General features: G+C 71.2%; 11 protein-coding genes. 3 read left to right on the forward strand and 8 right to left on the reverse strand.

Annotation, left to right across the window (positions count from 1 at the left end):
• The first annotated feature begins 96 nt into the window (after positions 1-96).
• Entirely contained in the window at positions 97-2,484 is a 2,388-nt protein-coding gene (locus tag ACYQ78_RS35520) for a discoidin domain-containing protein (RefSeq protein ID WP_459805357.1), read from the forward strand.
• Positions 2,485-2,629: 145 nt separating this feature from the next.
• Here the strand turns inward: ACYQ78_RS35520 and efeB are convergent, their stop codons facing one another.
• The 4 genes from efeB to ACYQ78_RS35540 all read right to left on the reverse strand — a co-directional run bounded on the left by efeB (position 2,630) and on the right by ACYQ78_RS35540 (position 6,811).
• Positions 2,630-3,859, reverse strand: coding sequence for an iron uptake transporter deferrochelatase/peroxidase subunit (efeB, locus tag ACYQ78_RS35525; RefSeq protein ID WP_459805358.1), 1,230 nt, complete (start codon positions 3,857-3,859; stop codon positions 2,630-2,632).
• On the reverse strand, positions 3,860-4,996 hold the full coding sequence (efeO, locus tag ACYQ78_RS35530; RefSeq protein ID WP_459805359.1) for an iron uptake system protein EfeO: 1,137 nt from the start codon (positions 4,994-4,996) through the stop codon (positions 3,860-3,862).
• A gap of 11 nt (positions 4,997-5,007) precedes the next feature.
• Positions 5,008-5,835 carry an iron uptake transporter permease EfeU gene (efeU, locus tag ACYQ78_RS35535; RefSeq protein WP_459805360.1) on the reverse strand — a complete coding sequence of 276 codons (828 nt, stop codon included), beginning with the start codon at positions 5,833-5,835 and terminating at the stop codon, positions 5,008-5,010.
• A gap of 61 nt (positions 5,836-5,896) precedes the next feature.
• Positions 5,897-6,811, reverse strand: coding sequence for a M48 family metalloprotease (locus ACYQ78_RS35540; RefSeq protein ID WP_459805361.1), 915 nt, complete (start codon positions 6,809-6,811; stop codon positions 5,897-5,899).
• A 64-nt stretch (positions 6,812-6,875) separates the two neighbouring features.
• Here ACYQ78_RS35540 and ACYQ78_RS35545 point away from each other — a divergent pair, with 64 nt between their 5' ends.
• Complete coding sequence (locus ACYQ78_RS35545) at positions 6,876-7,247, forward strand: BlaI/MecI/CopY family transcriptional regulator (protein WP_459805362.1); 372 nt, start codon at positions 6,876-6,878, stop codon at positions 7,245-7,247.
• Between the two features lie 253 nt (positions 7,248-7,500).
• On the opposite strand, the gene ACYQ78_RS35550 is transcribed toward ACYQ78_RS35545, so the two are convergent.
• A complete protein-coding gene (locus ACYQ78_RS35550) occupies positions 7,501-8,406 on the reverse strand; it encodes a TIGR03619 family F420-dependent LLM class oxidoreductase (protein WP_459805363.1) in 906 nt (301 codons plus the stop codon).
• Between the two features lie 144 nt (positions 8,407-8,550).
• On the opposite strand from ACYQ78_RS35550, the gene ACYQ78_RS35555 reads away from it, so the two are divergent.
• Positions 8,551-10,623, forward strand: a complete 2,073-nt coding sequence (locus ACYQ78_RS35555) for a hypothetical protein (RefSeq protein WP_459805364.1) — start codon at positions 8,551-8,553, stop codon at positions 10,621-10,623.
• Here the strand turns inward: ACYQ78_RS35555 and ACYQ78_RS35560 are convergent.
• The 3 genes from ACYQ78_RS35560 to ACYQ78_RS35570 are packed head-to-tail and all read right to left on the reverse strand — an operon-like array spanning position 10,570 to position 15,196.
• A complete protein-coding gene (locus ACYQ78_RS35560) occupies positions 10,570-11,523 on the reverse strand; it encodes a hypothetical protein (protein ID WP_459805365.1) in 954 nt (317 codons plus the stop codon). The genes ACYQ78_RS35555 and ACYQ78_RS35560 overlap by 54 nt on opposite strands.
• Entirely contained in the window at positions 11,520-14,036 is a 2,517-nt protein-coding gene (locus tag ACYQ78_RS35565) for an AAA family ATPase (RefSeq protein WP_459805366.1), read from the reverse strand. Before ACYQ78_RS35565 ends, ACYQ78_RS35560 begins: the two co-directional genes overlap by 4 nt.
• A complete protein-coding gene (locus ACYQ78_RS35570; protein WP_459805367.1) occupies positions 14,036-15,196 on the reverse strand; it encodes a metallophosphoesterase family protein in 1,161 nt (386 codons plus the stop codon). The genes ACYQ78_RS35565 and ACYQ78_RS35570 overlap by 1 nt, the downstream gene beginning before the upstream one ends.
• Between the last annotated feature and the right edge of the window lie 8 nt (positions 15,197-15,204).

Consider the following 15,204-nt stretch of genomic DNA (forward strand, 5'->3'; position numbering starts at 1 on the left):
TGGCTTATTGCGTCCGATGATCCGATTCTGTCAGGATGAGGGCACCCCCTTACCGGGTAGCGTCCGCCCGGTCCTTGCCAGAAAGGATCATCGGACGTGGCTGTCTCGCGCCGTAGTTTCCTCGCCTCGGCCATCTCGGCGTCCGCCCTCGCGGCGGCATCGACCCACCTGACCAGCAGCCCGGCGTTCGCGGCCAGCCCACCCGGTGACGTGGTCGGCAAGATCACCGTCGGCTACCAGGGCTGGTTCGCCTGCCGGGGCGACGGCTCCCCCATCGACCGGTGGTGGCACTGGAGCGGCCAGGACAACACCGTTCCCCCGTCGCCGTCGAACACGACGATCGTGTCGTGGCCGGACAACCGCGACTACACGCGCACGTACCCCACGCTCTACCAGAACCTGAACAACGGCCAGACGGCCAACCTGTTCTCCTCCTGGGACCAGCAGACGATCGACACCCACTTCAAGTGGATGCGCGACTACAACTGCGACACCGCCGCCCTCCAGCGGTTCAACCCCTTCGGAGCCGAGGGCCCGATCCGCGACGGCATCACCGTCAAGGTGCGGCAGGCCGCCGAGGCCTACGGCCGCAAGTTCTACATCATGTACGACGTCACGAACTGGACCAATTTCCAGTCGGAGATCAAGACCGACTGGACGACCAAGATGTCGGCGTACACCGCGTCGAGCGCCTATGCGAAGCAGAACGGCAAGCCGGTCGTCTGCATCTGGGGCTTCGGGTTCAACGACCCCGGGCGGCCCTTCCCCCCGGCGCCCTGCCTCGAAGTGATCAACTGGTTCAAGGCCCAGGGCTGCTACGTCATCGGCGGCGTGCCCACCTACTGGCGGCAGGGCATCAACGACTCACGGCCCGGGTTCAGCGAGGTCTACCACGCCTTCAACATGATCTCGCCGTGGATGGTCGGCCGCACCCACACCATCGCGGGCCTCGACGGCTTCTACGCCAACAACGTCGTGCCCGACGTCGCCGACTGCAACGCCAACGGCATCGACTACCAGCCCTGCGTCATGCCCGGCGACCTCCAGTCGAGGGCGCGGTCGCACGGCGACTTCATGTGGCGGATGTTCTACAACACCATCCGCGCGGGCTCCCACGGCATCTACATCTCGATGTTCGACGAGTACAACGAGGGCAACCAGATCGCGAAGACGGCCGAGACCCAGGCGTGGATCCCGGCCGGGTCGGGCATCCTGGCGCTCGACGAGGACGGCACGTTCTGCTCCTCCGACTACTACCTGCGCCTGACCGGCGACGGCGGCCGGATGCTCAAGGGCCAGATCGCGCTGACCCCGACCCGGCCGACCCAGCCGGTCGTCGACGGAGGCCCGCCGCCGGGCGGCAACACCAACCTGGCGCTGAACAAGCCGGCCAGCGCCAGCAGCACCAACAACGGTTTCGTGCCGGCGAACGCGGTCGACGGGAACGCCTCCACCTACTGGGAGAGTTCGGGCGCGCTGCCGCAGTGGCTCCAGGTCGACCTGGGCGCCGCGTCGGTGCTCGGCCGGGCCGTGCTCAAGCTGCCGCCGAACGCCGCGTGGGGTTCGCGGGTGCAGACGCTCACCCTGGCGGTCAGTTCCAACGGCTCGACCTGGACGACCGTCACCGGCCCGATCGGGGTCACCTTCAACGCCGCGACCGGCAACCAGGCGACCATCCCGATCCCCTCGCTGAACGCCCGCTACGTGCGGGTGACGATCAGCGGCAACACCGGCTGGCCCGCCGCGCAGCTCTCCGAACTGGAGGTGTACGCCGCCGAGGCGGTCGAGAACACCCCGCCCACCGCTCCGGGCAACCTCACCTCGACCGGCAAGACCGCCACCAGCGTGTCGCTGTCGTGGACGGCCTCGACCGACAACGTGGCCGTCACCGGCTACCAGGTGCTCCAGAACGGCGAACCGGTCGCCTCGCCCACCGGCCTCACCCACACGGTGACCGGCCTGACCCCCGGCACCGCCTACACGTTCACGGTCCGGGCCCACGACGGCCAGAACGCCTTCTCCCCCGCCTCGAACGCGGTGACCGTGACGACCGACACGGCCCCGAACGTGAACCTCGCGGCCGGAAAGCCGACGTCGGAGAGCGGCCATGTCCAGAACTACGGCTCGGGCAACGTCGTCGACGGCAACGCGAACTCCTACTGGGAGTCACCGAACAACGCGTTCCCGCAGTGGGTCCAGGTCGACCTGGGTGCGGCGACCTCTGTCGCGCGAGTGGTGCTGAAGCTGCCCCCGGCGACGGCGTGGCAGACCCGGACCCAGACGATCGAGGTCCAGGGCAGCACCAACGGCTCGACCTTCTCCACGCTTTCAGCGGCTTCGGGGCGCACCTTCAACCCGGCCACAGGAAACACCGTAACGATCTCCTTCACCGCGTCGTCGCAGCGCTACGTGCGCCTGCGCTTCACGGGGAACACAGGCTGGCCCGCGGGCCAGCTGTCCGAGCTCGAGGTGTACGCCTCGTAGATCGCCCTCCAGGTAAAGGGGGCCGTGCCGATGCCACCCGGCGCGGCCCCTCCTCCGGCTCCGCGATCTCCGACCAGCGAAAGCGCCCGCGTCGCGAACCCCACGCGAGCAGGCGAATCAAGGGGATTTCGCGCGGGCGAGTCGCTTAGGCGAAGAGTGCCCGGCCCCAATAGTCGCCCGCGTCCACGACTCCCGGTGGGCAGGCGAACAGGCCGCTGCTGACGTGGCGGATGTACTCGTTCAGGGGGTCGGTCTTGGCCAGGCTCATCTGGATCGGGACGAACTGCTTACGTGGGTCGCGCTGGTAGGCGATGAAGAACAACCCCGCGTCGAGACGCCCCAGGCCGTCGGAGCCGTCGACGTAGTTGTAGCCGCGGCGCAGCAGGTGGGCGTTGCCGTGGGACGACGGGTGGGCCAGGCGGACGTGGGCGTCGGGGCGCATCGCCGTCAGGTCGACCTCGTCGAACTCGTGTTTCTTGCCGATCGGGGCGCCCTCGCCCTTGTCGCGGCCGAAGATCTCCTCCTGCTCGCGCAACGAGGTGCGGTCCCAGGTCTCGACGGTCATGCGGATCTTGCGGGTGACCAGGTAGCTGCCGCCCGTCATCCACGCGGCGCCGTCCCCCGACGAGGCCCAGAGCTGGTCGCGGAGCAGGTCGGCGTCTTCGAGCTTGAGGTTGTTGGTGCCGTCTTTGAAGCCCATGAGGTTGCGGGGCGTGGCCTGGGCCCGGGAGGTCGAGGAGGTCCGGCCGAAGCCGAGCTGCGAATACCGTACCGAGACCCGGCCGAACCCGATGCGGGCCAGGTTGCGGATGGCGTGCACGGCCACCTGCGGGTCGTGGGCGCACGCCTGGACGCAGATGTCGCCGCCCGAGATCTCCGGGGCCAGCTTCTCGCCCGGGAACTTGGGCAGGTCGGCGAGGGCCTGCGGCCTCCGCCCGGCCAGGCCGAAGCGGTCGTCGAACAGCGAGGGGCCGAACCCGATCGTCAGGGTCAGGCCCGAGGCGGGCAGGCCGAGGGCCTCGCCGGTGTCGTCGGGGGCCGCCTCACGGGAGCCGCCGGTCGCGCCGAAGGCGCCCGCCTCCCGGCCCTGGGTGAGCCGGGCGGCGGCGGCCGTCCACTCCTGGAGGAGTTCGACCAGTTCGGCGCGGTCGGTCGTGGTGACGTCGAAGGCGACGAAGTGGAGCCGGTCCTGGGCGGGGGTGACGATCCCCGCCTGATGGTCGCCGTAGAAGGGGAAGGCGGCCTGGACGTGGGGGGCCTCCGGGGTGGCCTGCGTGTCGTCCGAGAAGGGCAGCCCACGGGAGGCCAGCGCCCCGGCGCCGACCGCCGCGACGCCGGCCGCGCCGAGCCCGAAGACCTTTCTGCGGCTGATCATCTACTGGGCCACCAGGGGCGCGATCTTGCTGATCGGCTCGGCCAGCGCGTTGATCACGTCGGAGAGGCGCTTGAGCTCGTCCTTCGAGAGCTCGTTGTGCAGGCGCCAGCCGTCGCCCTTCTGGTGGGTGCCCAGCTCGGTCTCGGCGGCGGTGAACTTCTCGTCCAGGGTCGCGACCAGAGCGGCGTCACGCTCCTCCAGCACCGGGCGGAGCGACTGGACCGCCGCCTTCGACCCGGCGAGGTTGGCGGCGAAGTCCCACAGGTCGGTGTGCGACCAGATGTCCTCCTCGCCGGTGATCTTCCCGGTGGCGACCTCGTCGAGGAGTTCCTTGGCGCCGTTGGCCAGGTTGAGCGGGGTCAGCTCGGCCGCGTTGGACTTCTCGACGATGGTCGTGACGTCGGCGATCAGCTTGTCGGCGATGGGGCCGTCCTGGCTGATGTCCTTGGTGATCCAGAGGTCCTTCTCGATCTTGTGGTAGCCGGTCCACTCTTCGCCGTCGGCCAGGTCGGCCTCGCGGGCGTCGATGGCCGGGTCGAGGTCGCCGAAGATCTCCGCGACGGGCTCGATGCGCTCCCAGTAGGTGCGGGCGACCGGGAAGAGCTCCTTGGCCTCGTCGATCTTGCCGGCCTTGACGGCGTCGACGAACTCCTGGGTCTTGACCAGCAGGGTGTCGCTCTGGCTCTTGATGTAGCGCTTGTAGCTCGCGGTCGCCTCGGCGAGCGCGGCGTCGGCGGTCAGCGGCTTGTGCTCGCCGGTGACGGTCAGCGCGTTGCGGATGCCCTTGCCGACCATGCCGGGCTTGCAGGCGGTCTCGTACGTGCCCGCGGGCAGTTCGGCGATCAGTTCGCGGGTCAGGCCGGGGACGATGTTCTCCACCTCGGCCATGACCCGGTCGCCCGGCGCGTAGACGTAGAACTCGGTGACCTTGCTGCCGGCGTTGGTGATGGCGAACGTGCTGGTGCCGGCGGCGAGCTCCGTGACGCCGACCTCGCACGCGGTGTCGTTGGCGGCGACCTCGACCTTGCCCGGCTTCTGCGCCGCGGCCGTACCGCCGGGAGCGGGGGTCTCGGCGGCGCAGGCGGTGAGTGCGGCCAGGGCGAGGGCCCCGATGGCGAGACGGGTGATGGCGGACATGGTGCTCCTGTTCAGGCCACGGGGGCGGGGGCGAGCTTCTTGGGGCGCGAGGGCCGCAGGAAGAAGAAGAGCGTCGGGATCACGTACACGACCCAGGCGGCGGTCTCCAGGACGCTGGGCTGCGGGGTGATGTTGAGCATCCCGGCGAGCAGTGCGGCGTACCAGGAGTCGGGCGGCAGCGCGCCCGTGACGTCGAAGGCGTAGGTGTTCAGGCCGGGCAGGATCGCGGCCTCCTGGAGGTCGTGCACGCCGTATTTGAAGATCCCGGCGGCGACCAGGATCAGCAGCAGGCCGGTCCAGGTGAAGAACGTGGTGAGGTTGATGCGCACGGCCGACTTGTAGAGGCCGTAGCCGAGCGCGACCGAGGTCAGCAGGCCGAGCGAGATCCCGATCAGCGGCTGCGCCGTGGTGGTCGCGCCCTGGACGGAGGCGAAGAACAGCAGCGCCGTCTCCAGCCCCTCGCGCGCCACGGCCAGGAACGCCATGACGACGACGGCCAGCGAGCCCATCTCCAGCGCGTCGGTCAGCTTGCCGCGCAGCTCGCCCGACAGGGCGCGGGCGGCCCGCCGCATCCAGAAGATCATCCAGGTGACGAAGACGACGGCGAGCAGCGAGGTGATCGCGTCGAAGAGCTCCTGCCCGGTGTGACCGAGGTTGGCGGCGGTGAAGGTCAGGACCGCGCCGAAACCGACCGACAGGGCCACGGCCCCGAGCACTCCGGCCCAGACGTGCGGCAGCTTGTCCGTACGGTCGCTCTTGACCAGGAAGGCGACCAGGACGGAGACGACGAGCGTCGCCTCCAGACCCTCACGCAGGCCGATCAGATAACTCGCGAACAAAGAACACTCCTACCGCGGGCCGAACATCAGCTACACGCGGTAGAAGTTAACATAGGCTCACCTAACCTAGCCAGCCACCCGCCGCTTCCAGGAGTTCCCGCAGGTCCTCGACCGCCTCGCCGGTCCACACGACCGTCGCGGCCGCCAGCAGCACCGGAAGGAGCGCGAGCAGCGGATGCGTCCGCCGCACCGGACCCAGCAGCGCCGCCACCCGCAGGGGCACCGCCCCCGCCGCCGCGTGCAGCACGCCCATTTCGAGGCCGGGACGCCCGGACGCCGCCAGCGCGGCCTGCCCGACGGCCCGCGCCACCAGCCCCCGGTCCCCGACCTCGGCCGCCGCCCGCTCGTCGGCGGCCCGCTCGACCAGGAAGCCGACCCGGGCGCTCACCCAGCGCAGCGCGGGATGCGCGGCCCCGGCGAGCTCCGCCAGCCGCACCAGCCGGTGGTGCGCCCCCGCCAGGTGGGCCCGCTCGTGCGCGAGCAGCGCCGCGTACTGCCGGTCGGTCAGCGCCTCGCGCATCCCGGTGGTGACGACCACCCACCCCGACCGGCCTCCCCCGGGCACCGCGAAGGCCGTCGCGGCGGGGTCGTCGACCACGACCACGTCGCCGCCGGAGTGGGCGAACAGCCGCCCGGCGCGCAGGTCACGGCGGTGGCGCCAATGCGTCCACAGCATGGCGACCGCCACCGCCGCCAGCAGCGGCACCGACCCCCACGACACCCACGGAACCTCCGCGGTGTCGGCCGCGACGATCCGGGGCGACCAGCCCATCAGGTGCGCCACGGTCGGGACCTCGGCGACGGCGTGGAGGGCGAACAGCGCCAGGTTCGCGGTGCTGGCAACGGCGACGACCACGGCCGACCAGGCCAGCACCCGCGCGGCCAGGGCGGGCGCGAGCCGTCCGGCGACGAGGAACGCGGCCAGCACGACCAACGGCGGAATGACCACCACCGAGACCACGAAGTGATCGAACATGCGGTACCTCCAGGGCACCAGGCTGCCACGAGATCCGGAACATCCCGATATAGGGTGTGCCCCGATGGACAGTCGTGACGAGCGCCGCAAACCCGGCGAACTGGAAGCGGCGATCGTGACCGCCCTGCGCGAAGCCGACCGCTCCCTCACTCCCGGCCAGGTCCGCGACCTGATCGCCCCCGAGGGCGGCCTGTCCTACAGCGCCGTGGTCACCACGCTGAACCGCCTGCACAAGAAACAGGCCGTGACCCGGCGTCGCGAGGGCCGCTCCTTCCGGTACGGCGCCCTGGTCGACGCCGCCGACCTGGTCGCCCAGCGGATGAGCGCCCTGCTCAGCGCCGAGTCCGACCGCGCGGGGGTCCTCCGCCGGTTCGTGAGCGACCTGGGCGCCGAAGACGAGGACCTGCTCCGCCGCCTCCTCTCCGACGGCGAATAAATCCCTCGATCATGGACGTTTCTCTGCGCTATCGTCGGCGGCGGCGCGGGTCGAAGCTCATCGGTTATCGCCTTAAAACCGATGGCTCCACCGCTCACGTGGTGGAGCCGTTTCCGGTGGCATCCCACATCCGTGCCACCTACGCGTCGAGGCGGCGCGGGTCGAAGTCCATCGGTTACCGCTCTTAACGGGGAGGTCGCGGGTTCGAATCCCGCCGGAGATATGTGTCTCCGTAGCTCAGGGGTCAGAGCACCTATCCGGTGACATCCCACATCCGCGCCGCCTCCTCCATCCGCTCCAGGAACGCCTCCTCGGTCACCGTCGCGTCGTCGAAGGTGAAGTCGAGGAACACCTCGTCGATCCCGGCCTCGCGATGGTGTTCCAGGTCGGTGGCGATGTCGTCCCAGGTGCCCTGGAAGGGCCGCCGCCGGGTATCGGTGAATCTGACGTTGCCCCGCACGATCACCTCGGGCTCCGGGCGCCCCGCTTTCGCCGCCGCCTCGGCCATCGTGTCGCGGAGCGGGAGCAGCATCTCCAGCGGCAATCCGCCCGGCAGCCACCCGTCGGCCAGACGACCGGCCCGCTCCAGGGCGCGAGGGGCGTACACCCCCAAATAGATCGGCGGGCAGGACGCCGGCTTGGGCTCGAAGGCCGTTTCGGGCACGGTGAAGAACCGTCCCGTGTACGCCATCCTGTCGGAGGTCCACAGCCCCCGGAGCACCGTGACGAACTCCTCGCTGCGCCGGCCCTGGCCGTGTGAGGAGTTCCCGGCCGCCTCGATCTCGTCCAGCGACCAGCCCTGGCCCAGGCCCACTCGCAACCGGCCGCCGCTCAGCACGTCGAGGGTGGCCAGCTGTTTGGCCAGCACGACGGGGTTGTGCAGCAGCATGCACAGCACGCTGGTGCCGAGCGTGACCTTCGAGGTCGCGGCGGCGGCGAAGGTCAGCGTGGTCACCGGCTCAAGGGAGATCTTCATCGCCTCCGGCAGCCGGCCGTCGCGCGTGCCGGGATAGCGGCTCTTCGGTTTGACCGGGTCGAGCAGCCGTTCCCCCGCCCACAGCGAGTGATATCCCAGCGCCTCCGCCCGCTGGGCGACCGAGGCGATGAAGGCCGGGGTGGCGAGGTGGCCGAGGGTCGGCAGACCGAGTCCGAGACGCATACCGGAACCCTTCCACGAACACTCGGCGATCACTCTCGGGAGAGGGTGGACGCGACACGCGCCGACCCCCTACGGTGCCCCTTGCCTGGTGCGTCGACAGAGGGGGACACCGTGCGGCGGTGGGCTGCTGGGATGGTCACGGCCATGATGGTCGCGATCGCATGGGGGGCGCCGGCGGCGGCCCATACGGCGGGTCCCGAGCAGGTGGCGCTCGTCGGGGTGCCGGGGCTGATGTGGAGCGACGTCACCGAGGGTGACACCCCCAACCTGTGGCGACTGGCGGGCGAAAGCGCCGTCGGATCGCTGTCGGTCAAGTCGGTCGGCACGATCACCTGCCCATACGACGGATGGCTGACGATCTCGGCCGGGGTGCGCTCGGCCGTGGGGTCGCGCTGCGGGCTGCCGCCCGAGCCGGTCGAGGGCACCAACATGCTGCGCGAGTTCGGCTGGTTCGCCTCCGTCGCCGGAGTGCCGACCGCCGGATCGGTGGGGGCACTGCCCGGCACGACCGCCGTGGGCCCCGGCGGGGTGCTCGCCCTGTCGGACAAGCAGGGCGCCGTCGGCCGCTACCACGCCACGATCGACGAGGTCACCGACTGGTCGGCGCCGGTCATCGCCGTCGACGTCGACACCGTGATCCGGCCCTACATCGCCGCCGACGGCAAGGTCTCCCGCGAACCCGAAGCGGTCGCGGCGGCCGACCGGGCGGCGGCGGTGCGGCAGGCCGACGCGCAGGTGGGCGCGGTGCTGGCCAAGCTGCCGCCGAGCGCGACCGTGCTGGTGGCCGGGCTGTCCGACCACGGTTCCGTGCCCCACCTGCGGGTGGCGATGATGCGGGCGCCGGGGACGACCGGGACCAGCCTGCTGGGGTCGGCCTCGACCCACCGCGACGACATGATCATCTTGCCCGACCTGACTGCGACGCTGTTCAGCGCGGCCGGGCAGACCGCCGCCCTCCCGCCGACCGTCATCGGTCAGCCGTTGAAGGTCGGCGACCCGATTCCGCTCGACGAGGCCGTCGAGCGGCTCAGGAACGCCGACACGGCCGGGCAGACGATCCGGAACATGGGTGGGATCTTCTTCACCACGCTGGCCGTGCTCCAGGTGCTCTTCTACGGCGCGGCGTTCCTGCTGCTTCGCCGCCGCTCCGCGCTCGGGGCGGTCCGGGTGGCCGCCGTGCTGCTGGCCTCGATCCCCGTGTCGACCTACCTGATCAACCTCACCCCGTGGGAGGCCAGCCCGTCGCCGACGCTGACCCTGGTCGGCGGGCTGCTCGCGTTCGACGTCGTGCTCGCGGTGCTCGCCCTGCGGGCGGCCCGGCTGACCAGGCCGGAGAACATCCTGGCGCCGCTGCTCGTCGTCGCGGGCGTCACCGCCGCCGTGCTGCTCGGAGATCTTCTTTCCGGTACGCACCTGCAGCTCAACAGCGTCATGGGCTACACCGGCGTGGTCGGCGCCCGCTACTACGGCCTGGGCAACATCCCGTTCGCGCTGCTGGCCACCGCCGTGCTGCTGGTCGCCACCGGCGTGGCCGACAGCCTGGTGCGGCACGGCCGCCGGTCGATCGCGGTCGGCCTGATCGCCGGGCTCGGGGTGTTCGCGATGATCCTCGGCGGCTGGCCCGGGGTCGGCAGCGACTTCGGCGGCGTGATCGCGTTCGTGCCCGGCATCGCGGTCGCGGCGCTCATCGTGGCCGGGAAGCGCGTGTCGATCTGGAAGCTCGGCCTGTTCTGCGTCGCCGGAGGCGTGACCGTGCTGGCCATCGCCTACCTCGACTACCGGCGCCCGCCCGGGTCGCAGACCCACCTCGGGCGGTTCGTGGGGCAGATCTTCGACGGCACGTTCTGGCCGGTCATCGCGCGCAAGCTCGACGCGATGCTGGGCACGCTGCTCTCGCCGAACCTGATGCCCGTGGTCATCGCGGCGGTGGCGTTCCTGGTGTTCGCGGTGCTGCGGCCCGGTCAGGCGACGGCCGGGGTGCTGCCGGTGGCGTTCGAGCGGGCGCCCATGCTGAAGGCCGGCCTGCTCGGCGCCCTGGTCAGCGGCGGCGTCGGCATGCTGGTGAACGACTCGGGCGCGGCCGTGCTGTCGATGGCGCTGGCTCTGGCGGTGCCGCTGGTGCTGAGCGCCGGGATCCGGGCGATCCAGCTCGACGGCGGCGGGTCACCCGATGGCGGCCGTCCGGAGAGCGCGGTAAAGCAGTCGCGCGTCGCCTAGCCGGTGACGCAGCAGCTTCTCGAGCCCGCCGATCGGCACGAGATTCTGCGGCGCCCTCGGGTCCTTGTAGTCGACCCCCGCCATCGGCGGCAGCGCCACACTGATCTGGTCGGCCAGCGCGATCACCTCTTCGACCGCGAGATCGGCGCCCGCCTCGCAGCGGGCGATCCCGGCCCACGGCGCCGCCGAGACCGTGGGCAGCCGCAGATACCAGGCGAACCGGCTCCAGTTGGTGCCCATGAGGAACACGGGGGTGCGCTGTCCCGGCTTCAGGTCGGACACCACGGCCGACTGGACCGGCGGCAGGTAGGACGTGTGGTGGGTCTTCACGTAGCCGACCGCGTTGTGCAGGTGGGTGCGCCCCCGCAGCGGCCCGTCGACCAGCAGCAGCTCGTCGTTCCCGGTGTTCGCGCGGTATTCGGCGGCCATGTCGACTTCGAGCTCGGTCAGCTTCTGCTGGAGCGCCAGTGACCCGTCGTCGTCGCCGGTCACCTCGAAGGCCGTGTACGTCACCGGCCCCGCCACCAGATCGGGCACCCCCTTGGCCGGGCTGAACACCCCGCGTCTGATCTGGACCGCCACGGGTTCGGCCCCTTCGCCGCACCGGACGATCCCGGCGGCGTAGGAGGCCGCGATCCCGGGTGCGGGCATGCCGCCCTGCGGGTCGTCGACCCAGACCCGGGCGTCGATCCGGCGCACGCCGTCGGCGATCAGCAGCGTCTCGGGCGCCTTCGCCGACGAGCACGGGGTGATCGGCCGCCACTGCGGGACCGGGATCTCGACGTCGAGCGTGAGGGCGGCGGTGCTGCCCTCCATCTCGGCCTCGAAGGCCAGGCTGGCGCCGTAGCCGGGGTCCCAGGGATCGACGCTGAACCCGGGGGCGTGGAGCGTGGTGGTCACCGAACCACCTTTCTGACGTGGGAACCGGAGGCGTCGCGGGCGACCTCGAACCGGACCGGAACCCGGTCGGCCAGAGCCGGAACGTGGGTGACGACGCCGATCATGCGTTCGTGGCCGGAGGCGAGCCGTTCGAGCGTGGCGGCCACCATGTCGAGCGTGGCCGGGTCGAGGGTGCCGAACCCCTCGTCGAGGAAGATCGAGTCAAGACTCCGCGCGGCCGCCGCGGCGAGCCCCGCGACCTGGTCGGACAGCGCCAAGGCGAGCGCGAGCGAAGCCTGGAACGTCTCGCCACCCGACAGTGTCCGGGCGCTGCGCCGGAGCCCCGCCTCGGCGTAGTCGACGACCTCGATGTCGCCCCTGCTGCCCAGGACGAGCTCGTACTGCCCGTCGGACAGGTCCTTCAGGGTCTCCGAGGCGGCCGCGACCAGCAGTTCGAGCGCTTCGGCGCAGAGCCACCGCTCGAACTGGTTGGCCCGCAGCAGCAGGGCGAGTTCATGGGCGACGCGAGCCTCGTCCTCGTGCGTGGCCACCCGTTTCGCCAGGTCGGCGGCGCGCTTCCGGTCTTCCCTGACCCGGGCCAGCCGCTCGTCGGCCTGCGCGGCGGCGCGGGCGACCTGCTCGGCCATCCGCTCCCCCGGCCCGACGCTGACGCCGTGTTCGGCGACCCGCTCGGCCAGCGCCTGACGTGCCTCCTGAGCACTGCGCCGCGCCTGCTCGAACCGCGCGTCGGCCGCCTCGGCCTCCTGCCTGCACAGCGCGCTCGCCTCATCGCGCCAGGTCAGCAGAGCGGTCCAGGCGGCGTGGACGTCTCCCGGCTCGGACGGCGGCGGCCCGAACGCGGCGACGGTGTCCCGGGCGGCGTTGAGATCCCGCCACGCCTGCTCGGCCTTCCGCCGGGTCTCCTCGACCGTGCGGGTGGCCTGGGCGGATATCCGGCGGGCCTCCCGAGCCTCACGACGGACATTTCCCACTTTGCGCGTGGCCTCATCGATCGTGACCAGGACCTTCTCGATATCGGCGACCCGGGCGGGGTCGGGCGGAGCGGTCGCGGCCAGCTCCCGGGCCCTGGCGGTGAGAAGCTCAGCCTTGGCCGCCAGCCCGTCGTGCCGCGTGCGCGCTTGCTGACCCTTCTCACGGACCGTGGCGAGACGACGCTCAGCGGCGACCAGATCATGCGTCCCGCCCTGGTGATCACCGGCACGAGGCTCTTGACCCCGCCGGCCAGCGGGCAAGCCTTCGGCCCCTGAGCCTCCATCCCGCGCGGCGACCCCGTGTCCGCTTTGGCCGGCGGGCACGTCGGGGACGATCTGGTGGCAGACCGGGCACGGGTCGCCTGGGGTGAGGGTGCGGGCCAGGTCGGCGCCCGCGTGGGCGATTCTCGTTTTGGTCAGGTGGCGGTCGGCTTCTTCGTAGTCGCGGAAGGCTGCGGCGAGTGTCTCGGCGGCTTCGGTCAGTTGGGTGGTGACCGTGTCGGCCTCTGTGCGGGCGGCTTCAGCCTCCGCGGTGCGGCGGGAGCGGTCGGTCAGGTCGGCGAGCTCCCTCGTGAGCGCGGAGCGGTCGCCCAGCGCTTCGAGGTCGGACTCGGCCTGCTCTTCCAGCGCGTCGAGGCGGGACTGTTCCCTCGTCGCCGTCTCGGCCTGGTCGACGGCGCGGCGGGCCGATTCGGCCAGGCCGGGGACCTCGACGGGGAGCGCGAGGGCACCCAACTGGGCCAGGGCGCGGAGGACGGTCACCCGCTCGGTGTCGGCGGTTTTGGCCGCTTCGTCGAGGGTGGCGAGTTCCTCCAGGTCGGTGCCGACGCGCTCGGACAGGGCGCGCAGGGCGGTGGCCCGTTCGCGGGCGGTCTCCTCCGCCTTCTCGTCGGCGTTGTGGAGGCGGGCCAGCTCGCCCTTGGCGAACTCGGCGGCCTGGTTCTGTTTGTTCTCCTCGGCGACGGCGGCCTTGCGGACCTGCTCGTAGACGTCGGCGTCGAGGAGCTGGACGAGGAGGTCCTGCCGGTCGCTCGGGGTGGCGTGGAGGAACTCGGCGAAGCGACCCTGGGGCAGGACCACGCACTGGGTGAAGAACTTGTACTCCAGCCCGGTGACCCGGGTGACCTCGACGGCGACCTGTTCCCCCTCGGCCACCGGCCGGGAGGTCTCGGTCAGGGCGATCAGGTCGGACTCGGCCGGGATCGCCGCGTCGAGCAGGTCGAGCCTGGCCTCCTTGGTGCGGACCGTCCCCTTGGCGTCGCGGAGCAGGGTCCGGACGGCGGCGTAACGGCGGCCCGACACCTCGAAGACCAGGGCGACCTTGCCGGACGTCGCGGAGGGCGCCAGCGCGTGGGCGACGACGTTCTCCTTGCCCCAGCGGGGGACGCTGCCGTACAAGGCGAAACAGATGGCGTCGATCACGGTGCTCTTGCCCGCCCCGGTCGCCCCGACCAGGGCGAAGTAGTCGACCTCGGCGAAATCGACGTCGGTGGCGGCGCGGAAGCTGCCGAAGTTCTCCATGTGCAACCGGATCGGACGCATCAGCGCGCCACCTCGCCGGTCACTTCGTCGTGGAGGCGGTCGAAGAGGGTGCCGAGGGCTTCGACGTCCTTGCCCGACGCTGTCAGATACTCGCGGACCAGGTCGCGTGGGCCCCTTCCGGCGCCCGTGGTCTGTCGTTTGCGGACGCTCGCCGGTCTGAAGTCGGGATGCAGGTCGACCTGGAGGGCTCCCGGCAGCAGCTCCCTGACCGTGTCGGCCAGGCCCGCGCGGGGTTTCTCGGCCACGATCACGCGGAGCCAGGCGTCGCCCAGGTCGGCGGCCATCGACTCCAGCCGGTCGAGGCTGCCGGTGACCGTCGTGAGGACCCGCGCCTTCTCCAAGGCCACCTCGCGCACCTTGGCCGGAACCCCGGGCGCGACCTCGACGATCAGTACCCCGGGCTGGTTCTTCTCCTCGCCGAAGTCGACGGCGAGGGGTGAGCCGCTGTACCAGATCGGGCACGGGCCCGGCATCTGCTGCCGCCGGTGGAGGTGGCCGAGAGCGGCGTATTGGGTGGTCGGCGGGAAGGCGGTCGACTCGAAGTAGTAGGAGAAGATCGTCTGGGCCTGGCGTTCGCCGCCGCCCATCTTGCCGCCGGGCAGGGTGCCGTGGGTGGTCACCAGGTTCACCGTGTCGCCGGTGAATCCACTGGTCAGTGCCTCAGCGAGGCGGCCGAAGCGATCGGCGTAGCTGCGGTTGTGCTCGGCCGCCGTCTCGGTGATCAGCTCGGCGGCGCGCACCACATGGCGGTGGGACAGGAACGGCAGGACCGCGCACCTGACCGGCTCGCCGGTGCGGGCGGTGAACTCGATCAGCCCGCCCTGGTCGGGGCGCCGGAACAGGCCCGACACGTGGATGCCCAGCGCGCCCAGCACCGGCCGGTAGACCTCGAGAAGCTGCGCGTTGTCGTGGTTGCCCGCCAGGACGACCACCTCGCGCCCGCCCTCCCGCAACTGCATCAGCGCGTTGACGACCAGACCCTGCGACTCGGGCGTCGGCGCCGAGGTGTCGAACAGGTCGCCCGCGACCAGCACCAGGTCGACGTCTTCCCGGCGGGCCACGCCCACCAGCTCCCAGAGCACCGCGCGGTGCTCGTCGTGGCGCCCCCGGCCCTTGAGGACCTTGCCGACGTGCCAGTCGGCCGTGTGCAGGATCTTCATGGCGCCTT

This window comes from Herbidospora sp. RD11066 (assembly GCF_054661255.1).

Coding starts and splice junctions, on each gene's coding strand:
- ACYQ78_RS35565 (WP_459805366.1), bottom strand. CDS start 14,036: ATGCGTCCGATCCGGTTGCACATGGAGAACTTCGGCAGCTTCCGCGCC.
- ACYQ78_RS35555 (WP_459805364.1), top strand. CDS start 8,551: ATGATGGTCGCGATCGCATGGGGGGCGCCGGCGGCGGCCCATACGGCG.
- efeO (WP_459805359.1), bottom strand. CDS start 4,996: ATGTCCGCCATCACCCGTCTCGCCATCGGGGCCCTCGCCCTGGCCGCA.
- ACYQ78_RS35540 (WP_459805361.1), bottom strand. CDS start 6,811: ATGTTCGATCACTTCGTGGTCTCGGTGGTGGTCATTCCGCCGTTGGTC.
- ACYQ78_RS35550 (WP_459805363.1), bottom strand. CDS start 8,406: ATGCGTCTCGGACTCGGTCTGCCGACCCTCGGCCACCTCGCCACCCCG.
- ACYQ78_RS35570 (WP_459805367.1), bottom strand. CDS start 15,196: ATGAAGATCCTGCACACGGCCGACTGGCACGTCGGCAAGGTCCTCAAG.
- efeB (WP_459805358.1), bottom strand. CDS start 3,859: ATGATCAGCCGCAGAAAGGTCTTCGGGCTCGGCGCGGCCGGCGTCGCG.
- ACYQ78_RS35545 (WP_459805362.1), top strand. CDS start 6,876: ATGGACAGTCGTGACGAGCGCCGCAAACCCGGCGAACTGGAAGCGGCG.